Source organism: Flavobacterium sp. Arc3 (genome assembly GCF_041431375.1).
Lineage (GTDB): Bacteria > Bacteroidota > Bacteroidia > Flavobacteriales > Flavobacteriaceae > Flavobacterium.
The window spans coordinates 18,495-42,531 of record NZ_JASMRI010000001.1 but is presented as its reverse complement, the minus strand read 5'-3'; the positions used below and the strand labels follow the sequence as shown (position 1 = coordinate 42,531).

The window sequence follows — 24,037 nt, the reverse complement described above, 5'->3', positions numbered from 1 at the left end:
ACTATATGAAATCATTATATCTGATATTATTTTTCTTGGGGGCATTTTGTATTGCTTGCTCCTCCGGAGAAGAGAACAATGAACCAGTAAATCCACCTTTTACCAACGTACCTGTAACTTTAAAAATGACGGATGCTAATGCCACTGCTGAAACAAAAGCATTATACTCACAATTATGGAAAATCCAAGAAAAAGGAACCATGTTTGGTCATCATGATGATTTGCTATATGGAAGAAACTGGATGACTCAGCAAGGTCGATCTGATATTAAAGAGGTTTGTGGTGATTATCCAGGAGTTTTTAGTGTCGATTTTGCCGAAATTATGGACAATAGAAGTACTTCTTCAACACTTAATAGTGATAGAATTCGGGTTATTAAAGAAGCGCGTGAAAGAGGGGAAGTAATTACTGCATGTTGCCATTTGAATAATCCACTTACTGGTGGTGACAGTTGGGATAATTCTAATAATACGGTTGTTCAGCAAATATTGATACCGGGGAGTTCTACTAACATTATTTTTAATTCATGGTTAGATAAATTGGCCAATTTGGTCAATAATTTGAAGGATAGCAACGGAAAACTAATTCCAATAATTTTTCGTCCTTTTCATGAACATACACAAGCATGGTCGTGGTGGGGGTCAAGTGCCACCACGCAACAAGAATTTATCGGTTTATGGAAATATACTATTGATTATTTAAAAAATGACAAAAATGTACATAGTCTTATTTATGCTATTTCTCCTCAATTAGATCAACAAGGAACAATAGATAGTTTTCTATATAGATGGCCAGGGGATAATTACGTTGATTTTTTAGGATGGGACAGTTATCATGGGACTAATACTGCAGCGTTCAGCAGCAATCTTCGAAATCTGGCAGCCTTATCACAACAAAAATTAAAACCTTGTGGTGTGACAGAAACTGGAATTGAAGGAATTAAGAAAAATGCCTTAGCCTATGATATGTACTGGACAAATGAAATAAGCGTTCCTCTTACTGGAAAAAAAGTGAGTATGGTAGTAATGTGGCGCAATAAATACGACCCTTCACATACGGGGGACCACTACTATGCACCATTTGAGGGGCACAGTTCAGCTACTAATTTTCAATTACTTTATAACAGTTCGAATATGCTGTTTAGTCAAGATTTACCAGATATGTATAAAATGGCCGAAAATGTAATTATTGAATAAAATTATAAAAAAAAATAAAAGATAGAAATGAAACTAATTAAATATGCACAGAACCCAGTCCTTAGCCCAAATCCTGATAACTATTGGGAAAACCTTGTAGTTTGTAATCCAGGTGTATGGTATGAAGATGGGATTTTTTATATGCTATATAGAGCGGCAGGTGATGATGTGGACCATTATATTCGTATAGGTTTAGCAACTAGTAGCAATGGAGTTGATTTTATAAGACAATCAAATGAGCCTGTTTTTGGGCCAAGTATTGATGGTCCAGATATGGGAGGTGTTGAAGACCCCAGAATCGTAAAGTTTGGAGAAGAATATTATGTTACTTATGCATACCGTCCTCATCCTCCTGGAAGATATTGGACATTTGGACACGATGTAATTCAACTTCCTGAAACGAGTTCTGAATCTCCGGCAGTGTTAAAACGTAATATTGCAAACTCAGGATTAGCGGTTACAAAAGATTTTAAAACATTTAAAAGATTAGGTCGAATTACAACATCAAATCTGGACGACAGAGATGTAATTCTTTTTCCAGAGAAAGTAAATGGTAAATTTGCTATGTTGCATCGTCCTAAAGAATGGATCGGTGAAGCGTATGGATGTGAATATCCTTCTATATGGATTCGCTATTCGGATGACTTGATGGTGTGGGAAGAGGAAAGTACTCTTTTGATGACAGGTAAGACAGGGACTTGGGAAGAAAAAATTGGAGGGAGTACACCACCACTCCGCACGGATGATGGTTGGTTGCTGATTTATCACGGTGTAGAAAATGGTGGTAATGGATATTATAGAGTAGGAGTGGCTTTACTTGACTTGGAATACCCAACGAAAGTTATTGCTAGATTAGAGCACTGGATAATGGAACCTGAGCATGATTATGAAATCGAAGGATTTTATAAAGGCTGTGTTTTTCCAACAGGAAACATGATTGTTGATAATGTTTTATATGTATATTACGGTGCTGCTGATAAGTATGTTGGATTAGCAACCTGCGATATCAATGAATTACTAAAAACTTTAAAAGATTCCTAAAATGAAAATTCAAAATAGCATTATACTGTTTTGCATATTAATTAGTTTTTCAGTGCAAAGCCAAACTTCAGTTCCTGTGATTTCACTTAATCCAAACGAAATAATTTCAGGTGAGTTTATTGGTAACGGAATTGAGTTTTCGGCTTACCCACACGCTGACACTGATGACTCAGAATGGGGTAAATTAATGACAGATAAAAAGTGGCAGCAAGTTTTTGATCGGGTTTCTTTCATTAAACCAAAAATTGCTCGGGTAATGGATCAGGCTAACTGGAGGTATCTTAAAGGTTTTGATGTGTCTGGGAATCCAATTGTAGATTTTGAAAGTGAGCAAATGAAAGCTTTGTACAAGCTTTTAGATTATTGTGAAAAAAATAAAATTATTGTGATTTTAGGAGAATGGGGACAGCCTTATAAAGTGCATGATACTTATTTAAATTTGCAAAATAGTTTTACTGGTGCAAATGATCCAAAATGGATTGATTTAATAGTGAAAAATCTGAATCATTTAATTAATATTAAAAAGTACAGCTGCATTAAGTATTACAATTTAGTAAACGAACCAAACGGATATTGGGCAACTACCGATGGTGATTGGCAGCAATGGAAAGAGGGAGTTAAAATGCTTCATCAAGCGATTGGCAAGGCAGGTCTTGATAAATCTATTTCAATTATTGGACCAGACGCAACCTCTTATAATAATCCTAAATCGAAATATGAAGGATTAGATTGGGTGAAACAAACTGCACTTCAAATTCCACATCTAGTTTCTGCTTATGATGTTCACGATTATCCATCAAAAGAGAGTATTCGATCTGGCGAATTTCAAAAGACATTTGAAGCTTTAGTTCAGTTTACGGATTCGACACAAAGAAAACCTTTCATTTTAGGCGAATTAGGAATCAAAGGAGATTCTTCATCAAAAGAGCACTTGGGAGATCAATTTACAAGTGTTGATAGTCAGCTTTCGGTATATGATTATGATTACGGAGTTGATATGGCTGATGCATTGATTCAATCAATGAACAGTGGTTTTGATGCCGTAATTGCATGGGATTTAGATGATGCTATGCATACAAAAGATGATAAAGGCGATAAACACCAATTAAAACGTTGGGGAATGTTCAACAGTTTAGGAACAGAATTGACAAATAATTCTGCCGATGAAAATTTGCGCCCTTGGTTTTATACATGGTCGATTATGACACGTTATTTTTCCGGTGACATGGCAATCGTAAAAATCAATGATTTAAATTTCGAAAAAGTTCGTGCAACAGCTGGAGTAACTAAATCTGGAGATTTTACAATCGCTGTTGTAAACAATAGTGATAAAGAAGCTAGGTTTATAATTAGGACCAAAAATATGAAACTGAAATCGAAACTGATTAAATATTTATACAGTGAAAACAATCGCCCTGTTAATTCAAAAGGCTATCCTGTTCCTTCAGAAAAAATCAATTTAAAAGACAACGGCATTTCGGTTCTGATTCCGGCAAAAAGTGTTATTCTTTATACTTCATACAAAAAATAAAACATGTTAAACTTAAATATAATAGACCTAGTAGTACTCATACTGTACATCTTATTTATAGTGTGGTGGGGATTGAAAAAAGGCAAATCAAGTAATTCAGATGATTATTTTTTGGCAGGTAGGAATTTAAAATGGCCAATGGTAGGTTTGTCTCTTTTTGCAGCTAGTATTTCTAGTTCAACCTTAATGGGTAATTCAGGAGAAGGCTTTATCAACGGAATTGCAGTTTTTAATTATAATTGGATATCCATATTGGTTATGGTTTTCTTTGCTATTTTCTTTTTGCCTTTTTACATTAAATCAGGAATTTTCACAATGCCTGAGTTTCTAGAAAGAAGATTCGATGCCAGATCAAGAACCTATTTTTCGTTTATAACGATCATTGGAAATATATTTTTAGATGCATCGGCTACATTATATGCTGGTGCATTAATTATTAATATGATTTTTCCTGGTGTTGACATGATGTTGATTATTATAGGAATGGCATTAGTTGCTGGAAGTTATACTATTATTGGTGGGTTATCATCAGTAATTAACACAGAGGTTATTCAGGCATTTGTATTAATAATTGGATCGACTTTATTAGCTTTCTTTGCCATGAACAGTATTGGTGGATGGGATATGTTTATGGAAAAATTTAATGATGGAGTTTGGTTAAAATTAACCAGATCAATGGATGATTCAACCGTTCCTTGGTTGGGAATGTGGGTTGGAATTCCAATTTTAGGATTTTATTTTTGGGGTAATAATCAAGTAATGGTTCAAAGAGTATTATCTGCAAAATCAATCGATCATGGGCGTAAGGGAGTTCTTTTAGTAGGCTTTCTATATCTTTTTACCTTATTTATATTTATTTTTCCAGGATTAATAGCAAGAGGAATCAACCTCTTTGATGTTGAAAATCTTCCACATGAAGTGATTAGTGGTATCGATTTGAAAACAAAATATGGCATCAACACGGATGAAGTTTACCCTAGATTAATTAATAAAGTACTTCCTGTTGGACTTATAGGTATCATTTTGTCTGCTATGATTTCGGCACTTACTTCTGCTTTGAGTGCAACACTGAATTCAGTTTCTACCTTATTTACAATGGATTTTTACAGCAAAATGGATAAAAAGGCAAGTAGTAAGAAAAAAGTAAAAGTAGGTAAAATAACTGCTGTAGTTGCGCTTATAATTGCTATTTTGTGGGCACCTTATATTGGTAAATTTGATTCGTTGATTGCCTATTATCAAGAGATACTTTCCTATTTAGCACCTCCAGTTGTTGGAACTTTCTTCATGGGGTTATTTTGGAAACGCTCAAATGCTATTGGAGCATTCAGTGGATTAATGTCAGGTTTGTTTATTGGAATCATCATCATGATTGCTAAGTATGCTTTAGGTTACAATTTAGGACTTCACTTTTTATTGTTAGCACCAATTATTTTGGTTTTAAGTGTAGTAGTTAATGCTGTAGTTAGTTTATTAACATCACCTCCGCTAGAAATAAAAGTAAAAGATAATACTTGGACTAAAGCAATTTGGGATGAAGAAACAATCGCCTTAAAAGATGTTGTTTGGTACGAAAATTTCCGATTACAAGCACTCCTACTGGTATTGGCTTGTTTTGGAATGTATGCTTGGTTTTACTAATTAAAATATTAATTAAATAATGAAAAATTTTCAATATTTAGTGCTTTTATTTTTGCTTTTAGGATATAATACAAGTGCTCAAAATCCTACTGTTTCTCTTGAAAAAAAAATAGAGGTTCTTTTGAATAAAATGACTTTAAAAGAAAAAATAGGTCAAATGAATCAGTTGTCTGCAGATGATATGGAATCCAATTATAAGGAAATTCAAAAAGGTATGGCAGGTTCAGTTTTGAGTATTACTAATCCTGAAATTGCTAATAAAGCTCAGAAAATAGCAGTTGAGCAAACTAGATTAGGAATTCCGTTACTTTTTGGACGGGATGTAATTCACGGCTTCAAAACGATATTTCCTATTCCGTTGGGACAGGCAGCAAGTTTTAACACTGATTTGGTTGAAAAAGCGGCACGTGTTGCAGCCATAGAAGCTTCAGAAACAGGAATTCGATGGACATTTGCTCCTATGATTGATATCGTCCGTGACCCCCGATGGGGAAGAATTGCCGAAAGCTGTGGAGAAGACCCTTATCTAACTTCGGTTATGGGAATATCCATGATTAAAGGTTTTCAGGGAAAAGATTTATCTGATCCAAGTTCGATTGCAGCCTGCGCAAAACATTTTGCAGGCTATGGTGCAGCAGAAGGAGGACGTGATTATAATACAACAAACATTACAGAACGTCAGTTTAGAAATGTGTATTTAGTACCGTTCGAACAGGCGGTTAAAAAAGCTAACCTTGCAACAATCATGACAGCCTTCAATGCTAATGACGGCATACCATCATCTGGTAATGAATTTTTATTAAAACAGATACTTCGCAAAGAATGGAGTTTTAAAGGTTTTGTGGTTTCAGACTGGGCATCTATTACTGAAATGGTAGATCACGGTTTTGGTTCTGATAACAAAGTAGCGGCTGAAAAAGCAATTAATGCTGGAGTGGATATGGAAATGGTCAGCGGTAGTTATGTGGCTTATATCGAATCCCTTTTAAAAGAAAAGAAAATTTCAATAGCAACAATTGATGATGCCGTAAGTAACATTTTAAGAATAAAATTTAAATTAGGTCTATTTGAAAATCCTTATGTAAAAGGTAATACTGCATCCGTATTTTATAAAGAAGAGTATCTAGAATTAGCGGAAAAACTAGCTGAAGAATCAGTTGTTTTATTAAAAAACGAAACACAGATTTTACCTTTAAAAAAACCTAAAACAATTGCAGTATTTGGCCCGTTGGCTGATGCACCACACGACCAAATGGGGACTTGGGTTTTTGATGGGGATAAAAGTCACTCCATTACTCCTATTGTAGCGTTGAGGGAGAAATATGGAAATGACATTAATATCATATATGTGCCCGTTCTAAAATATTCAAGAGACGTTGATTCAACAGGATTTGATAAAGCCAGAAAGATTGCCAAAGAAGCAGATGTTGTTTTATTATTTATAGGAGAAGAATCTATACTTTCGGGTGAAGCACATAGTCTATCCAACTTAAATTTACAAGGAGTTCAATCGCAGCTTTTAACGACATTAGCTAAAAGCAATGCGAACTTAATTACAATTATTTTGGCAGGAAGACCTTTGACTATTGAGAATGAAGTAAAACAATCAAAAGCTATTTTATATGCTTGGCACCCTGGGACAATGGGGGGTCCTGCAATAGTAAATTTATTATTTGGAAAAGCAAATCCTTGTGCAAAATTACCTATTACTTTTCCGAAAAACATAGGTCAAATACCCATGTACTATAATCATTTAAAAACAGGTCGCCCAGCAAATGGTAGTGAATTACAATTAAACAATATTCCTGTTGAAGCTGCTCAGACATCTTTAGGTAATAAATCCTATTATTTAGATAGTGGTAGTGACCCTTTATTTCCTTTTGGTTATGGTTTGTCGTATTCTACATTTGAATATGGTAAAACAACATTATCGAATACCGTTTTAAAAAAAGGCGAAACTCTGGTAGTGACATTTACACTTAAGAATGTTAGCAACTACGAAGGAACTGAAATTGTTCAACTTTATATTAGAGATATTGCAGCTTCAGTTGCTTTACCTATACGAGAGCTTAAAAATTTTCAAAGAGTAGATTTAAAACCAGGGGAGAAGAGATTAATCCAACTCAAACTTTCAATAGATGATCTTGCATTTTATGGGATTGATATGAAGAAAAAGGTAGAAGCTGGAAAATTTGATTTATGGGTGGGAAGCAACAGTTTAGCTAGTGAAAAAGTATGCTTCGAAGTACAATAAAAGATGAAAAATAAATGAAGAAATTTATATTAATTATATTTTTAATGCTGTATTCTCAATTTTTTTATTCTCAAGGATTTATTAAAGTTGACAATGGGAAATTTACAAGAGATGGAAAAACCTACAGTTATTTAGGAACTAATTTTTGGTACGGAATGAATTTGGCTGTTTCAGATAAAGAAAGATTAATAAGGGAATTAGATAGGCTGAATGTTTTAGGTGTTAAAAATCTTAGAGTTATAGCAGGATCAGAGGGAAATGTAACTACACCATGGACTGTTCAACCAACGTTGCAAAAAGAGCCTGGAGTTTACAATGATGAGCTTTGGACAGGTTTAGACTTTTTGTTAGTAGAAATGAAGAAAAGAAATATGCTTGCTGTTGTATGTTTAAATAACTTTTGGCCATGGTCAGGTGGTTTTGCGCAATATGTTTCTTGGGCAAATAATAATGAATTTATTCCTTACCCCCCGCCTGCTGATAATGGTGATTGGAAAACATATCAACAATATTCTGCTCGTTTTTACAGTGATACTAATGCCAAAAAGTGGTTTGAAAATCATATTGAAAAGGTAATTAACCGTGTAAATAGTATCAATAATATTGCTTATAAAAACGATACAACCATAATGGCTTGGCAATTAGCCAATGAACCCGAAGGCGGAAATAATGTTACAGAATATCGTAATTGGTTACATCAAACTGCTCAGTTTATTAAGACATTAGATACTAATCATTTAGTTTCTATCGGTTCTGAAGGCAATACTCCTTCTGTTGAAAATGGAACTAATTTTGAAAGAGATCACGATAGTCCTTATATCGATTATTATACATTTCATCTTTGGGTTCAAAACTGGGGTTGGTATGATCCTATGAAACCAAAAGAAACTTACAATTTTGCTATAACCAAAGCATATGAATATATAGATGCACATATTAAAATAGCTCAAAAAATCAACAAGCCTATTGTTTTGGAGGAGTTTGGTATATCCCGTGACGAGAATAGTTATGAGTCGAATTCATCCACTAAAATTAGAGATTCATTTTACAAAAGTATTTTTGAGAAAATTTATTCCTCAAGCAAAAGTATTCCTCAAGTTGCAGGAGTTAATTTTTGGGCATGGGGGGGAGAAGGAAGGCCTCGATACCCTATGAGTATTTGGAAAGAGGGTGACGATTTAATTGGCGATCCACCACATGAATACCAAGGATGGTATTCCGTATACAATACTGATAGAAAGACTAAAAGAATAATACGTAATTATACTTGTAAAATTAACAGTAATAACTAAAATAAGATGAAAAAGATACTCGTATTGTTGTTGTTTTCCTTTGTTTGCAAAGCACAAAATGAAACAACTGGATTTTTAAAATCACAAATAAAAACAGATTTTGAATTAAGTTATATTTTAAATAAGCCGGATAATTATAAATCTAACATGCCCTTAATCATATATCTACATGGTTCAGGCGAGAAGGGTTCTGATTTACAAAAAATAAAATCACATGGTCCTTTAAAATATTTAGAAACACATAAATTGGATTGTTTTGTTTTAGCCCCTCAATGTCCTGATGATAAATATTGGGACTCTGATCAACTATATATATTAATAAAGAAGATTGTTAGTGAAAACAAAATAGATCCTAGCCGGATTTATCTCACAGGATTAAGTATGGGAGCATGGGGGTGCTGGAATTTAGCTTATAAGCATCCAGAACTGTTTGCTGCTTTGGTACCTATTGCCGGTTATGTTGATCGAATTCCTATGATTGAAGAATGTAAAATTGCTAACATACCAATACGAATGTTTCATGGATTATTAGACGATGTAGTTAATGTTGACTATTCTATTGTGATGTATAAGAGATTACAGAAGTGCAATAAAAATATAAAACTGGAAATATTTGATGATGCGTGGCATGACAGCTGGACGAGAGTTTATGAAAATCCTGAGATTTATAAGTGGATGTTGGATCAAAAAAAAATACTTTAAAAATTATTTTCTTCTAGTTTAAACTAATATGATGAGCAACAATTATTGAATATACAAAATAAAATTATCAGTTTTAATATATCTAAAGAATTAGAGAATGCGTTTTTAAATAAATTGCTTCCTTCTTAAAAAGTGGAAACTTAACCGTAGTATAGCAAGATTATACACGTCGCTGAGGAGTTTTTTTTAATCGATAAAAAGCAAGCACAATCTTTGTCATCTAAATTTTTGCAGCATCTGAAAATGTCAGAAATTCAAATAAGCAATAAGTTGAGTCCGAAGATTTTGATTGTGGCACCACAAAAACGATTGTCCTGGTAATACCATTATAGAAGAGCTGAATTATTGACTATTCTATCAGATTCAGTCGGGGTTAAAACTACTGTAAGAGATAAAGAAGGAGAGCTACAAACGCTAACTCAAGGAATTTTTATGCAAATGGATAAAGTAGAACGTAATTATCTTATGGGACTAGATTCTTGGGGGACCGTAGCTGAAATTTGGCAGCAAACTAATTATGAAAACCCCTTCCAACGAAGATGATATCATTTGTTTACAAGATGATTCTGGAAGGTACTATTACATTATTTTAAATGTTATCGATTTATAATGTAAAATATTTTTAGAATTTTTATTTTAGAACAAGCATTAGGGAAAGCATTAAATAAAGGAAGATTCATAATATTATAAAAAAACAGGCTCTAAAAGCCTGTTTTTTTATAATATTTCACAAAATGGAGTCATTAGCTTGTAACCCATTTTAGCTTAAAATTATGTATCTTATCTGTTTCTTGCTTCTCACTGAAACGTAATTATGATTTACGCAGTGGTAAATTTGATTTTGATTTAGCTCAGCTAAAATATGAAAAACTACAAAAAGGGAAATTCAAAATAAATGATTTAACCGTTGAAATTAAAGAGAAGATTAAAGAAATACCTCCATCAAGAGCTAAGTCTGGAACAAATGGGGGGGCTCAAAGAAAGGATTGCCTTGTGTCAACAGTGTCTATTTATCAATATATTTGGAAAGATGTCAACTTGTTTAATTTATTTGGAAGGGACTTTACATCATTATCAAAATGCCAAAGATATTTTGCTTCTTCTGTGTTTAATGTTTCTAAGACAATATGAAATCCTGTTTTTCCTGCCAGAAGAAATCTCTTTGTTCTGATTCTAGTGTGTTGAAAAGATAATGTGAATTATATTGTTTGTAAAATGTTTTTTTAACGGTGATTATCGCCTATAATTTTTTTAATATTTCTATTTAGGTATTGTTTTTAATAGAGTTGGTTATGTAAGGATAAAGTACTGCCGTATTTATAGTATAGTGAAAGCACATAGTTTTTTGAATGTTATTCACTTAAAGGAAAAAGGAATGATATTAGTGAATTTAGGATTTTGCTACGTATTGTTCATTTTATCAGTCTGTTAACTTAGAATTTAATTTTCTGGCTCTTTTTCCTAACTCTACCGAGTCGGCCCCAAAACAGTTTTTGGACACTTAGTTTAACCTTTGTTTAAATATATATGAAACTATTCCAAATTCCCGAAATCACAAAAAGAATCATTTTAAATTAATAATCTTTAGGTAACTAAATCTTAAAGTTAATGGTTCCTTTCTTTCTATATGATTGTTTTTATTTGTAAAAATCCACAAAAAAATGAAAACCACACTTTCAAATTTATGCGACAGTGAACTGCAACAACATGTAAAAGAAGGTAGTAAACAAGCTTTTGAAGTGATTTTTGACCGCTACTGGAAAAGGCTTTTTGCCTATGCTTTTAAGATATATAATGACGAAAAAATAGCTGAGGACATTGTTCAGGAAATTTTCATCAGTTTATGGGAGAAATCCAATGAGGCCAATATTCTAAATCTGGAGGCTTACCTAATAAAGTCAGTGAAATATAAAATTGCAAATTACATAAGGGATCTGAAATTCAGCCCTGTGCATATAGAAATCCTTCATAATATTCCCAATACTTTTAAGACCGAAAAAGACTTGGAATACAAGGAGTTTGAAAAAGATATTTTTAATGAGATAAAAAAACTTCCTCCCAAATGTCAAGAGGTTTTTATACTCAGCCGTTTTGAGGATTATTCCAATGCTGAAATCGCCGAACAATTAGACATCTCTGTCCGAACGGTGGAGAAACATATTAGTAATGCTTTAAAACATTTAAAAGCAACCATTGGTACCTATCATCTGGCGATTCTTATTACGGGAATGTTTCTTTAATGTAAATAGAGATCTGCGATATTACCAAAACGTTATGACTCAGTTTCAGGCTACGTAAATGCTTTAAAAAATGTGACTATCTGTTAAAAGACATCTAGTGCAAAAAGAAGAGTTTATACAATTAGCAAAAAAATATGCCCAAAACAAATGTTCTTGGGGAGAGCAAGAGGCGGTGGAAGAGTTCTTCAAAAAACTTCAGGACAGTGATCAAGACATTCCTTATGTTTTTACAGAAGAAAAAAGGGATTTGCTCTTAAAAAAAATAAGCTCCAAAATCGGCAAGCCCAAAAAGAGGCTATTACCTCTATATTCCGCAGCCTTAAAAATAGCAGCTATAGTACTCATCTTAATAGGGGTTCCATTTTTAGGAAACAGTCTATTGAAAAATGAAAATATATCGGTAGTTGCTGTCAAAGGAGAAAAGAAGACCATTCATTTACCTGATGGAAGTCTCGTTTTCCTGAACTCGAACAGCAGTATCAGTTATTTACAAAACTTCAAAAACAATAGAGAACTCCAACTTACTGGCGAGGCGTATTTTGAGGTTGTAAAAAACCCAGAGAAACCATTTTTAGTAAAAACAGACAAAATCACAACCCGGGTTTTGGGAACTTCATTTAATATTGAAGCTTATAAAAACAGCAGAACTAAGGTAAGTGTGAACACCGGTAAAGTGGAAGTGGATATAAAAGAAATTTCAGAAAAAACATTTCTAACAAAAAACCAACAACTCAGCTTTATGACAGGAAGTCAAGCTGTGCTTTCAAAAGACAATAGCGAAGATTTTAACGCCTGGACTAGAAACACAATTGTGCTCAACAATACCAGTTTGGGTGATGCCGCAAAAATCCTTGAAAATTGGTATGATATCAAAATCAATTTTTCTAGTAAGAAATTAAAGGAAATGACAATATCTGGAAAATTTAAAGACGAAAAATTAAGCAATGTTCTTAAAAGCATTGCTATTGTAAAGGAACTTGAAATAGATTTTTTAACTAAAAACCAAATCCTTATAAGAGAAAAACAAAAAAAGTGAATTGCCGATTATAGAACAAAAAGCCCAGTTCTGGTGGAACAGAAATGGGCGAATTTAAAAACAGACTACAAATAAAAAATTTATAGCCAATTACAATGAATATAAAAGTACAACAATATTTGAGCTTCAAGTCAAAAAAGTTTATTTTCCGATTATGCTGCTTCTTTTTAGCCTCTGGAGCATTTGCTTCGCCAGTAAATTATTCGATTTCAAATGAAGCAAGCCTTTCTTTTGATCTAAAGAATGTCTTGATCACGGAAGTATTTGTGTCGATTGAAGATAAAACCGACGTTACCTTTGTTTTTGATGATAAAATTTCATCTTCAAAACAGCATCTAACTTTAATTGTAAAAAACCAGAACCTTACAGCTGTTTTAAGCAAAATAAGTGCATTAACTGGTTTTCAATTTAAAAAGTTAAACAACACCATTTCAGTAATTAAAATGGATGTAGCACAGCAAATTTCAAGAGGTGTCGTATTGGATCAAGAAGGATTGCCTTTGCCTGGTGCAGTGGTAAAGGAAAAAGGAACCAATAATGGTACTCTTACCGATTTTGATGGTAAGTTTAGTTTAAAGCTTTCTGGGACATCTACTACATTGATTGTCTCCTTTATGGGATTTGAAGACAAAGAGGTAGTAGCCAATAGTTCTGGATTTCAGGAAATCACATTGACGGAAGACACCAATAAACTCGATGAAGTGATTGTAACGGCTCTGGGAATTAAAAGAGAAGAAAAGAAACTGGGTTTTTCACAAGCCACTATTGGTTCAGATATTTTGAATCAAGCGGTTCCCAATAACTGGTCTTCCGGTTTAAAAGGAAAAGTTGCTGGACTTAATATCATATCTTCTGGATCGGGTCCAATAAATTCCCAACAAATAACATTAAGAGGGAACAATTCTCTTAATCCAAACGGAAACAATGCTTTAATTGTAATTGATGGAGTTCCAATAAATAATGAAATGACAACTTCTGGGTCTTCAAGTGCTTATACTGGGGACGATTCTCCAATAGATTATGGGAATGGTATTTCAGATATAAATGCAAATGACATAGAAAATGTTACTGTGTTAAAAGGACCTGGAGCAACTGCTCTTTATGGAAGTCGTGCGGCCAATGGAGCATTGATAATCACTACAAAATCGGGTAAGAAAACAAAAGGGTTGGGGGTTACTTACAATTCCAGCGTTAGCTTAGATGTTATTCAAAGATGGCCAGATTATCAATATGATTATGGACAAGGAACAGGGAAATCTTTTGACAGTAATGGCGATCCTTATTATTCCTACGGAAGTTCAGCAGACGGAGGAAATACAGGCAGTACAAGTAGTGCGTGGGGGCCAAAATTTGAAGGGCAATATTTCTATCAATATGATCCTGAACTACAAGGTCAATCTAAAGAAAGACAATTATGGCAGCCTTATAAAAACAATAGAAAGGATTTCTGGCGTACAGGAATTACGACCAACAATAATATTACGCTACAAGGAGGTGATAAAAATGGTTCTATGAGAGCTTCTATCGGCTATCAAAAAAACGAATGGATTATGCCTAATACTGGGTTCGAAAGAATCACTGCTTCTATTAATGCCAACTATCAAATTTCTAAAAAAATAAAAATTGGATCAGTGATTAATTACAACAATAGGAATAGCAATAATTTACCTGGTACTGGATATAATAACGGTTCAGCGGCCTATTTTATGATCTTTCAAAATCCAAATATCGATTTGGATTGGTACCGCCCAATATGGTTAGACGGACAAAAGGACATCCAAAAAATAGCACCTTTTAGTTCTTATATCGATAATCCGTACTTGATAGCATATGAAGCAACAAATCCATTACTAAGTGATCAAATTGTTGGAAATCTTTTTGCCAATATAGATCTTTCTACCAATCTGAAGTTAATGTTAAGGACTTCTTTAAATACGTATAGTCAGGACAGAGAACAAAAAAGACCGTATAGTATCAACCGCTATGCTAAGGGATATTATCAATCTCAAGACATCAATAAGGTTGAGGTTAATTCGGATTTCTTACTTACTTATAATAAAGATTTAAACAAGAGATTAGGTTTGTCATTTTCAGCTGGAGGAAATGCCATGACTTATAAGTATCGCCGAACAGATGCTTCTGTTGAAGGGTTAGTTGTACCTGGAGTTTATAAATTGGCAAATGGGGTAAGCAATGCTATTATTACAACTCACGACAAGAATAAAAAAGTAAACAGTTTGTATGGTTTATTTTCCCTGTCTTTTGACAAAAAAATATTCCTAGATTTAACAGGAAGGAATGACTGGTCGAGCACACTTCCAGTAGAGAATAACTCCTTCTTTTATCCGTCAATAAATACAAGTTTTATTCTTTCTGAAATACTTAATTTACCTTCTGCCTTAAATTATCTAAAATATAGGTTTTCCTATGCTCAAGTTGGTAATGATACAGATCCGTATAAGACAAGTAAATACTACAGTCAAAATGCTTTTCCTAGTTCTGCGACAGTGCCCACCACATTATATAATGCGAATTTTAAACCAGAAATCACCACTAGTTATGAAACTGGTTTGGAAGCAAAGTTGTTTAATAACAGGGTAAATTTTGATGCTACAGTATACCGCACTCTTACCAAAAATCAAATTATTTCCGTACCACTTGATATTACGACGGGTTACAGTTCTGGGGTTTTAAATTCTGGGGTGGTTAGAAATCAGGGTGTGGAATTAACGATGACCGGAAAAATAATTAAAGCAAATAATTTTAGCTGGAGCTCTACTTTAACATGGTCAAAAAACTGGAATAAAGTTTTAGAATTGGCCGATGGGATTAATGGACAACAGGAAATTGGTTCAGGAGGTACAGCAACTCTTATTGCAAAAGTGGGAGGTACAACAACTGCTATTTATGGCTATGGTTTTGTTCGGTCTCCGGAGGGTGAAATTGTTTATGATAGTAAAGGACTACCCGCTTATCCTGATGAAATACAACTGATTGGCGATGCAAGTCCAGACTGGAAAGCGGGACTTTTAAATAGTTTTAAATTAGGGAATGTCACTTTGAATGTAATGATAGATGGACAATATGGGGGGATAATATATTCTCAAACGCATCATAAATTGACCGAACAAGGAAAGTTGAACTCCACTTTAAGAGGACGTGAAGAAGGCGTAATAATTGGCGAAGGTGTAGTGCTAAATGCGGATGGAAGTTATTCTCCTAATACCACAGCAGCGATCACGCCCGACTGGTATACTCGTTACTATAGAAGGGCAAATATTGAATCGAATTCGTTTGCCGCGTCTTTTCTTAAATTAAGAGAAGTAAGTGTGAAATACAGTTTGCCAAAGCGGTTTTTAGGAAAGTCGGGAGTATTGGGTATGGACATTTCTATATTCGGATCAAATTTGGCCATAATTTCAGATTTTCCCATTTATGATCCAGAAACTGCTGCCTTAAATGGAGATACTATTTTACCTGGTATTGAAATGGGACAAATGCCTTCTCCTGCATCATACGGAATGAGCTTAAAAGTGAACTTTTAAAAAACATAAAGATGAAAAATATTAAAATTTTATTCCTTAGTCTGACGCTCCTTTTTATGAGTCTTGCTTGTACTAAGGATTTCGAAGAAATCAACGAAGACCCAAACAGAATTGCTCAAATAAGTCCAGGCACCTTGCTTAACCCTATTATTTATGGATTAGCCACTCACAATGCCGACAGAAGCGCCAGTATTACTTTCGATTTAATGCAAGTTTCCCTGCCTTTTCCAAGTGTTTCAGGAGGATTACACAGATATGATGTCAGTCAAAGTATTGGAAATTCCTCTTGGTACTGGTATTACCGTTGGTTAAACAATATAAAGGAAATGCGATTAGCCTCTGTTAAAGCTGAGGATCCTAATTATGAAGCAATTGCCCTCACTTTGCAAGCATTGGCATACGCCAATTTAACTGATATATTTGGGCCTGTTCCTATGACAGAGGCGGTAAATGGTGAAGAAGGAAATTTTTATCCAAAATTTGATTCACAGGAATTTATTTATCAAACCATTCTTGCCGATTTAGAAAGAGCAAATAGTCTCTATAATTCTAAGATTTCAATGGTCTATGCAGATGATATTCTTTTTAAAAACGATGTTGAAAAGTGGCGAAAATTCACGAACTCATTGCATCTACGATTATTATTGCGAATCTCGAATAGAACTGAAACGAATGCTTTTCAAAAACTTGCCAGCATGATTCAGAATCCGACCCAATATCCTGTTTTTGGAAACACGCAAGAATCGGCAATACTTCAAGTAACTGGTGTTACGCCAAATGTATCTCCCTGGGGAAGACCGCAGGATTTCAGGTTGAGTGTGAAAATAGGGGAGTTTTTTATTGATAACCTCAATCTCTTAGAAGACCCACGAAGACCTATTATTGCCACTACTGCCAGTGATTTTATTAGTAATCCAATTGGTTACAAAGGAATTCCTAGCGCTTATGAAGGAGCCGAATCTCAATTTAAATATGATGCTTCGACTTTCAATATAGATCAAGTCACAAATCCAATGACAATAGTTATTTTACCCTATTCTGAAGTGGAATTTATTAAAGCAGAAGTCGCTCAAAAAGGATTTATTTCAAACCCAGAAGAGCATTACATCAAAGGCGTAAAAGCGGCGATGGAGCAACTGGATGCGGTAGTCCCCGCAAATTATTTTGATAACCCAATGGCAATGTATAATGGAACCTTAGAAAGAATAATGCTTCAGAAGTATTATGCTCTTTATTTTGTTGATTATCAGCAATGGTTTGAATACAGACGAACTGGATTTCCAGTCCTTCCCAAAACGGCGGCAATGGAAAACAACGGTGAAATGCCTTCAAGGTTTATCTATAATACGGATGTTCAAATAAATAATACTGAAAATTATCGCAAAGCGCTGGAACTCTTGGGCGGCAGTGACGATATTAATACCAAAGTTTGGTGGGATAATTAATATTTTAAAAATAAGTAAATGAAGAAATCAATAGTATCAATTTGCTCCTTGCTATTTTCAATAGGGGTGATGGCGCAATCAAATGTTCAGGGTTATGTTTTTGAGGACGCTAATCAAAATGCTAAAAAGGACCGCAGGGAAAATGGAATTCCCAATGTAGCTGTTACCAATGGTGTCGAGGTTGTTCTTACAGATGAAAAAGGTAAATATGTATTACCACTTGCGGACGATCAAATTATTTCGGTAATAAAACCATCGAATTATAGAATTAATGTGAGTGAAAACAATTTACCTCAATTCTTTTACAATTATAAACCTAAGGGTTCCCCCGAATTAAAATTTAAGGGCCTTGTACCTACTGGGAAACTTCCAAAGTCAGTAGATTTTGGTTTAATAAAACAGGAAGAAAAGGAGGAGTTTACGGCACTTGTTTTCGGAGATCCTCAGCCTTATACAGATGAGGAAGTTGCTTTTTTCGCAAAAGGAATTGTAGCCGAGGTAGAAGGAATTAAAAATGTTCCTTTCGGATTAAGCTTGGGAGATCTGGTAGGAAATGACCTAAACTTGTTTAATCCCTATATCAAAACGGTAAAAAAAATAGGGATTCCTTGGTACAATGTGATTGGAAATCACGATTTGAATTTTGATGCAAAAAATGATAAAATGGCCGATGAAACCTTCGAGGCTCATTTTGGACCTGCCAATTATGCTTTTAATTATGCGAAAACTCATTTTATAATTCTAGACGATATTCTGTATCCTGATCCTCGGGACGGAAAAGGGTATTGGGGTGGATTCACGGAAGATCAACTAAAGTTTATTGAGAATGATCTTAACAAGGTTCCTAAAGATTACCTGATTGTTTTGGCTTTCCATATTCCGCTAACAGAGCCTGCTGATGAAGATACTTTTAGGGATGAAGACCGTGCACGATTATTTGAAATTTTGAAAGATTTCCCAAACACACTTTCGCTATCGGCACATACCCACATTCAGCGTCAGGATTTTTTCAACAAAAAAGAAGGATGGCAAAGGGAAAAACAGCATCATGAATATAATGTAGGGACAACTTCTGGAGATTGGTATTCCGGGAAACTCAATGAAGCCGGGATTCCAGTTTCAACCATGCGTGATGGTACCCCAAAAGGCTATGCTTTTATTCGTTTTAACGGAAATAAATACAGTCTTGATTACAAAGTAGCTGGGAAACCGAAAGAATTCCAGATGGAAATTTTCGCACCCAAGGTGGTAGCTAAAGATAGAGGAACCAGAGCGGGTATTTATGTTAATTTCTTTATGGGAAGCAAGGATGATTCTGTAAAATATCGTGTAGATAAGGGAGAATGGAAAGTGATGGAGTATGTAGAAGAAATAGATCCAACCTATGCGATTGATGTTTACGAATGGGATCTTTCTGAAGAATTAATTCCAGGAAGGCGCTCGTCTAATCCTATCGCAAGCAAGCATCTTTGGAGAGGAAAAATTCCAACTAATCTAGAAACTGGTGAACATCGTATCGAAATAAAAGCCACGAATATGTTCGGAAAAACATTCGACGGAAACTGTAGTTATAGGTTGGAAAACGCAAAATAAAGCCTTTTTAATAGTCAATCTGAGCCTGTTTAACTTTATATCAGGTTCAGGTTGACAAATTAATCATAAAATCAAAAAAATGAAATTTTATAAATTATTCTTATTCTGTGTTATTATTGCCAGCACATCTTGCAAATCAGTTACTGAAGACAAAAAAGTAGTCAAAAAAAATAGAGCTGATGGTGCAAAAATTGAAGTTCAAGGCCATCGCGGTCAACGGGGACATTCCCCTGAAAACAGTATTTCGGCTTTTTTAAAGGCCATAGAAAAAGGGGTAGATGTTATCGAAATGGATGTAGTGATTTCGAAAGATGGAAAAGTTGTAGTTTCACATGAGCCTTATATGTCTTCCTTATATGTACTTACACCAGCGGGAAAATCTATTTCTAAAGCAGAAGAGAAAAACTTTAATCTTTATGAAATGACTTATGACACCATCAAGATGTTTGATATTGGGTCTAAAGGAAACAAAAACTTTCCAGAACAAGAAAAAATAAAAAGTTATAAACCCTTACTTTCTGAAGTGATTGATAGCGTTGAAAATTATGTGAAATCACAGAATATTCCATCGGTAAAATATAATATTGAAATAAAATCAATCGTATCGGAGTATGACAAATCGCAACCGAAGCCTTTAAAATTTATTAAAATGGTGATGGGTGTTATTCAGGAAAAGGGAATTGAGAATAAAATGAATATTCAATCCTTTGATGAAAACATTTTAAATGAAATGAACCGAATTTATCCAAAAGTGGAACTGGCGTATCTAGTTTCTGATGAAGGAATCGCCAAAAACATGGCTAAGTTGAATTTTACACCGGAGATTTATAGCCCCAATTTTAAATTGGTGAAGAATAAAGCGTTTGTAGATTCAATAAAACAAAAGAAGATGAGGTTAATCCCATGGACGGTAAACGAAAAAGATAACATTAAACAAATGATCAAACTCAAAGTTGATGGGATTATCACAGATTATCCAGAACGGGTCAGGTGATTCCATTCTTCCTGATGAAAAGATGCTGTGTGCTACTTTGTTTGTATAATGTTATATTTACGGCGATTATCGCCGTTATTTTTGTTTTTATTAAATATTACTATTTTGATACTGTTTTTAATCCAGATTTTTATGCCAGATTTTACTACTTTTTTCTTGATATAAAAATGAAAACAAAAAAAGTATTAGTGCTTACACAAACCCTAATACTTTTTTACTTACACACTTTATGGGATACTACCTGTTTAATTAAATATTTTTGTCTAATAATCTGTATCGGTTGTTTAGGACGAGACAATTAAATTTAAAAATTATTCTCCAGGATGATAATTACGTTCAACATTTTTTAATACGTCTTCTTTATAAAATAAAACATCTTTAAATTTTCCTTTTTGGTACATTTCCTCTTGATCATTGAAGTGTTTTGATTTTGGATCTCCACTATTTCCTCCTGCAAGCAATGATTTGGCTTTTATTTTAGGTCCGAATTCAACTGCACAAACAAAACTATTTCCGTTAAATCCATATTTTTTGTGTGTACCTTCTTTATAAGTACTTCTAAAAGCAGGTAAAGATCCCCAAAGCGCTGGGCCAAAACCAATAGGTAAACTTTTTAAATTATCGTCGTATTTTAAATCAATAGCGCACGATAATCTCTGATATCTATTTATTTCTCCATATGGAATTTGCCAGGTACCAAATTTTGTCTTTAATTCATTTATGACTTGTAATAATTGTGGGAGTAGTTGTTCATCAGTTGCGTCTTGGGCAAATTTAATTGTATTTTCAATTTGATCTGTTTCGCCTTGATCTATATATACTTTTTGTAATGCGGGGTCTAATTTTACGGCCCATTCTATGGCTAGAGTTGTAGCAATAGATGTCTCGCTAGAGTAATAATCCCAGTTTTTCAGAATGGCTATAGGTTCGATTAATTGATTGTATTGCGAGTTTTCTGTGTTTATTTGTTTTTCAAAAGTAGAAATTAATACTGGGATTAGGATTTCAAAAGCGGTGAGTTTGGTATTATAACCATCGGCAATAATTTTGTCTAAAGTGTATTTATCTCCCTTACTTAATAAACGAACAGCATTCAAAGCTCTAAAGTTTTCTCCATCGGGTGCCATATAAGCTGGATAATCCTCTTTTTTAGGGCTATTATCTCCTGCAACTGAAAAAGGGGTAGAATTGCAGTTTTGTAACCAACCATTTATAGGGTTGTAAGAATGAACGGTTTCAGATACGTCATGTAATCCTTTCCATTCGGTTGTAGAGGTTGTTCCATCCACAACTTTGGACCAATTTATGGTTTTATCCCTAATAGGTACAAAATTCCCATGCCAATAAGCAATATTTCCTTGTGAATCGGCATAAACGGTATTGTTTGAGGTATTTGCTTTTAAATCCATTGCTAATTTATAATCCTCAAATGTTTTAGATTTGGTTCTTAACCAACTTTGCTCAAGACTTTTCATGGCACGATTATACGATTTTAAGCTAATCCATTTCCCATCTCTTTGCGCCATTATGGGACCATGATTGGTTGCATAGGTATTGAAATCTTTACTTTCGATTTTGCCGTTTTGCAAATATTTAATGGTTATTGTTTTTTCTTTCAGCGGAATGTATTGGTTGTCATATTCATAATATTTTTTATCATTTTTCACTGTTATTTTTTCGGCATACATATCTGCTACATCTGCATTTGATGAGGTGTGCATCCAACCACAGTTTTCGTTAAAACCTTGGTAAATAAAGAATTGTCCCCATGTTACGGCACCATAAGCATTTAAACCTTCTTCACTACTGATTTGTACTTCAGGTCTAAAATAAAAACTGGTGTGGGGATTAATGTATAAAATAGCATTTCCTGAGGCGGTTTTTGAAGGCGATAATGCAAATCCGTTAGATCCAGTTTGAACATCTTTTATCCTTTCGATATATGATACCTTATCTGTATTACCCGAATAAAATGCTTTTAACTCCCCAGTAGTAAGGTCTCCGGTGCTTATTGCACCAATGCTACCATCCGTCCAAAGTAGAGGATACCATGGCTCAAAATGTTGTAACAAGGCTGGTTTTACCTTCGGATTTTTGTATAAAAAATAATTGATTCCATCTGCATAAGCGTTTAATAGTTTTTTTAACCAAGGCTTAGCTTGTTCATAATCGTTTTTTGCTTCTTGTTCATCTATAATTAATTTTATTTCTAAATCGTTATATAAAACAGAAGGTCCTTTTATTTCGGATAATCTTCCCAACTTTTCTATATAATTCATTTCTATTCGATTAAAATCATCCTCACATTGTGCATATAATAGACCAAATACGGCGTTCGCATCTGTTTTTCCATAAACATGAGCAATACCCCAGTTGTCTCTAATTATCGTAACTTGTGTAGCTTCTTTTTGTAGTCTATTAATCTCTTTTAATGTTACTTTTTGAGAAAAAATCGGACTGCATAGTAATAAAAAAATGAGGCTCAATCGGAGGTGTTTTTTATAATTTTGCATTACTATTTAATTTTAAATTTCTGTTCACTTTTATAAATACTCATTTCCAGATTTTCTATAGATATGAGATTGTTTTTTTTATATTTTTTAATTCCCTTCGGATTTTTAACTACTATTACTTCGCTTTCTCCGGTGACTTCGATCTCGTTGTTTCGGACAATAATGGCTGTACTTTCGTCAATACCAATACCAATATGAGTAGGGAATTCGACTAGGGCAGAAAGTAATCGGTTGTAGCGGCTTCTTTTTAAAAAGTGTTGATCAATTATTACATTTTTTACTAAACCTAAACCTTCTGATGTTTCAAGATTATCGTATTTGATATTATCAAAAGTTCCCGAGTACTCTTTATTTAATTTCTGATTTCCAGTTATCATATGTTCGCACATTACTGCTGCACCTGCGCTGGTTCCGCCAATAGTGCTCCCGTTTTGATAAGCATGATGTATGGCAGTTTTTATAGGTGTATTGTTTACTATATTCATAAATCGAGTTTGATCTCCTCCAGTGATAAATATAAGTTTCGCTTTCTGTAGTGAATCAGTCCATTTTTGATTTAATGCTTTCGTTTTATCAAAATTTAGCATCACTACGGGATTTGAAGTTAGTTTCTTTAATTGATTATTAATATAGATATAGGAACTGTCAGGCTCTTCGCTAGACATTGGTAATATTGCAATGTAATCTTTGGTGTTTAATTCTGAAATTGAAAGTAAATGTGTCAATAAATTATCCGATCGATCCCCGCCACCAATTATAAATAATTTTCCTTTTGGTGATTGCGCTTGTAAGATTCCAATGCTGAACACAAAGGCAATACCAAGACAAAATTTAGTAAGTAAGTCGTATTTGTACATGATTTATTATTTTAAATTGTTAAATTTACGTGTTTTTTCAAATTTTATGTTAAAAGTATGTATATTTATCTTAGTATTTGATTTTTTTTAAATTTAAATCACGGCTTTTTTATAAATAACAACTTATAATGTATTTTGATTTCATTTGTTTTAACAA

Annotated in this window: 16 protein-coding genes; 14 read left to right on the top strand and 2 right to left on the bottom strand. The window is 33.8% G+C overall.

Annotated elements, in window-relative coordinates; translation table 11 throughout:
* The first annotated feature begins 5 nt into the window (after window positions 1-5).
* From QO200_RS00150 to QO200_RS00085, 14 genes are all read left to right on the top strand, one after another.
* Window positions 6-1,196, top strand: a complete 1,191-nt coding sequence (locus tag QO200_RS00150) for a glycoside hydrolase family 26 protein (protein ID WP_371535086.1) — start codon at window positions 6-8, stop codon at window positions 1,194-1,196.
* 27 nt (window positions 1,197-1,223) lie between these two features.
* Window positions 1,224-2,237: a glycosidase gene (locus tag QO200_RS00145; protein ID WP_371535085.1), complete on the top strand. Its 1,014-nt coding sequence runs from the start codon at window positions 1,224-1,226 to the stop codon at window positions 2,235-2,237.
* A 1-nt stretch (window position 2,238) separates the two neighbouring features.
* Window positions 2,239-3,768 carry a cellulase family glycosylhydrolase gene (locus QO200_RS00140; protein ID WP_371535083.1) on the top strand — a complete coding sequence of 510 codons (1,530 nt, stop codon included), beginning with the start codon at window positions 2,239-2,241 and terminating at the stop codon, window positions 3,766-3,768.
* Between the two features lie 3 nt (window positions 3,769-3,771).
* Window positions 3,772-5,409 carry a sodium:solute symporter gene (locus QO200_RS00135; RefSeq protein ID WP_371535081.1) on the top strand — a complete coding sequence of 546 codons (1,638 nt, stop codon included), beginning with the start codon at window positions 3,772-3,774 and terminating at the stop codon, window positions 5,407-5,409.
* 19 nt (window positions 5,410-5,428) lie between these two features.
* The gene (gene bglX / locus QO200_RS00130; RefSeq protein ID WP_371535080.1) at window positions 5,429-7,663 is read left to right on the top strand and encodes a beta-glucosidase BglX; all 2,235 of its coding nucleotides are present in this window, start codon (window positions 5,429-5,431) and stop codon (window positions 7,661-7,663) included.
* 14 nt (window positions 7,664-7,677) lie between these two features.
* Complete coding sequence (locus tag QO200_RS00125; RefSeq protein ID WP_371535079.1) at window positions 7,678-8,955, top strand: beta-mannanase; 1,278 nt, start codon at window positions 7,678-7,680, stop codon at window positions 8,953-8,955.
* 6 nt (window positions 8,956-8,961) lie between these two features.
* Window positions 8,962-9,657: a dienelactone hydrolase family protein gene (locus QO200_RS00120; RefSeq protein WP_371535078.1), complete on the top strand. Its 696-nt coding sequence runs from the start codon at window positions 8,962-8,964 to the stop codon at window positions 9,655-9,657.
* Window positions 9,658-10,002: 345 nt separating this feature from the next.
* Window positions 10,003-10,200: a hypothetical protein gene (locus QO200_RS00115; RefSeq protein WP_371535077.1), complete on the top strand. Its 198-nt coding sequence runs from the start codon at window positions 10,003-10,005 to the stop codon at window positions 10,198-10,200.
* A gap of 1,118 nt (window positions 10,201-11,318) precedes the next feature.
* Entirely contained in the window at window positions 11,319-11,897 is a 579-nt protein-coding gene (locus QO200_RS00110) for an RNA polymerase sigma factor (RefSeq protein ID WP_371535075.1), read from the top strand.
* Window positions 11,898-11,994: 97 nt separating this feature from the next.
* Complete coding sequence (locus QO200_RS00105; protein WP_371535073.1) at window positions 11,995-12,933, top strand: FecR family protein; 939 nt, start codon at window positions 11,995-11,997, stop codon at window positions 12,931-12,933.
* A 95-nt stretch (window positions 12,934-13,028) separates the two neighbouring features.
* Window positions 13,029-16,478, top strand: coding sequence for a SusC/RagA family TonB-linked outer membrane protein (locus QO200_RS00100; RefSeq protein WP_371535071.1), 3,450 nt, complete (start codon window positions 13,029-13,031; stop codon window positions 16,476-16,478).
* Window positions 16,479-16,489: 11 nt separating this feature from the next.
* Window positions 16,490-17,923: a SusD/RagB family nutrient-binding outer membrane lipoprotein gene (locus QO200_RS00095; RefSeq protein ID WP_371535070.1), complete on the top strand. Its 1,434-nt coding sequence runs from the start codon at window positions 16,490-16,492 to the stop codon at window positions 17,921-17,923.
* 18 nt (window positions 17,924-17,941) lie between these two features.
* Window positions 17,942-19,516, top strand: a complete 1,575-nt coding sequence (locus tag QO200_RS00090; RefSeq protein WP_371535069.1) for a calcineurin-like phosphoesterase C-terminal domain-containing protein — start codon at window positions 17,942-17,944, stop codon at window positions 19,514-19,516.
* Window positions 19,517-19,595: 79 nt separating this feature from the next.
* The gene (locus tag QO200_RS00085; RefSeq protein WP_371535068.1) at window positions 19,596-20,510 is read left to right on the top strand and encodes a glycerophosphodiester phosphodiesterase family protein; all 915 of its coding nucleotides are present in this window, start codon (window positions 19,596-19,598) and stop codon (window positions 20,508-20,510) included.
* Between the two features lie 311 nt (window positions 20,511-20,821).
* Here QO200_RS00085 and QO200_RS00080 read toward each other — a convergent pair whose 3' ends face one another.
* Together QO200_RS00080 and QO200_RS00075 are read right to left on the bottom strand one after the other, a co-directional pair.
* Window positions 20,822-23,023, bottom strand: a complete 2,202-nt coding sequence (locus QO200_RS00080; protein WP_371535066.1) for a penicillin acylase family protein — start codon at window positions 23,021-23,023, stop codon at window positions 20,822-20,824.
* 2 nt (window positions 23,024-23,025) lie between these two features.
* On the bottom strand, window positions 23,026-23,880 hold the full coding sequence (locus tag QO200_RS00075; RefSeq protein ID WP_371535064.1) for a cyanophycinase: 855 nt from the start codon (window positions 23,878-23,880) through the stop codon (window positions 23,026-23,028).
* Window positions 23,881-24,037: the final 157 nt, after the last annotated feature.

Excerpts from the sequence above, each read along its gene's own strand:
- QO200_RS00150 (WP_371535086.1), top strand. The coding sequence starts at position 6 with ATGAAATCATTATATCTGATATTATTTTTCTTGGGGGCATTTTGTATT.
- QO200_RS00145 (WP_371535085.1), top strand. The coding sequence starts at position 1,224 with ATGAAACTAATTAAATATGCACAGAACCCAGTCCTTAGCCCAAATCCT.
- QO200_RS00140 (WP_371535083.1), top strand. The coding sequence starts at position 2,239 with ATGAAAATTCAAAATAGCATTATACTGTTTTGCATATTAATTAGTTTT.
- QO200_RS00135 (WP_371535081.1), top strand. The coding sequence starts at position 3,772 with ATGTTAAACTTAAATATAATAGACCTAGTAGTACTCATACTGTACATC.
- bglX (WP_371535080.1), top strand. The coding sequence starts at position 5,429 with ATGAAAAATTTTCAATATTTAGTGCTTTTATTTTTGCTTTTAGGATAT.
- QO200_RS00125 (WP_371535079.1), top strand. The coding sequence starts at position 7,678 with ATGAAGAAATTTATATTAATTATATTTTTAATGCTGTATTCTCAATTT.
- QO200_RS00120 (WP_371535078.1), top strand. The coding sequence starts at position 8,962 with ATGAAAAAGATACTCGTATTGTTGTTGTTTTCCTTTGTTTGCAAAGCA.
- QO200_RS00110 (WP_371535075.1), top strand. The coding sequence starts at position 11,319 with ATGAAAACCACACTTTCAAATTTATGCGACAGTGAACTGCAACAACAT.
- QO200_RS00100 (WP_371535071.1), top strand. The coding sequence starts at position 13,029 with ATGAATATAAAAGTACAACAATATTTGAGCTTCAAGTCAAAAAAGTTT.
- QO200_RS00095 (WP_371535070.1), top strand. The coding sequence starts at position 16,490 with ATGAAAAATATTAAAATTTTATTCCTTAGTCTGACGCTCCTTTTTATG.
- QO200_RS00090 (WP_371535069.1), top strand. The coding sequence starts at position 17,942 with ATGAAGAAATCAATAGTATCAATTTGCTCCTTGCTATTTTCAATAGGG.
- QO200_RS00085 (WP_371535068.1), top strand. The coding sequence starts at position 19,596 with ATGAAATTTTATAAATTATTCTTATTCTGTGTTATTATTGCCAGCACA.
- QO200_RS00080 (WP_371535066.1), bottom strand. The coding sequence starts at position 23,023 with ATGCAAAATTATAAAAAACACCTCCGATTGAGCCTCATTTTTTTATTA.
- QO200_RS00075 (WP_371535064.1), bottom strand. The coding sequence starts at position 23,880 with ATGTACAAATACGACTTACTTACTAAATTTTGTCTTGGTATTGCCTTT.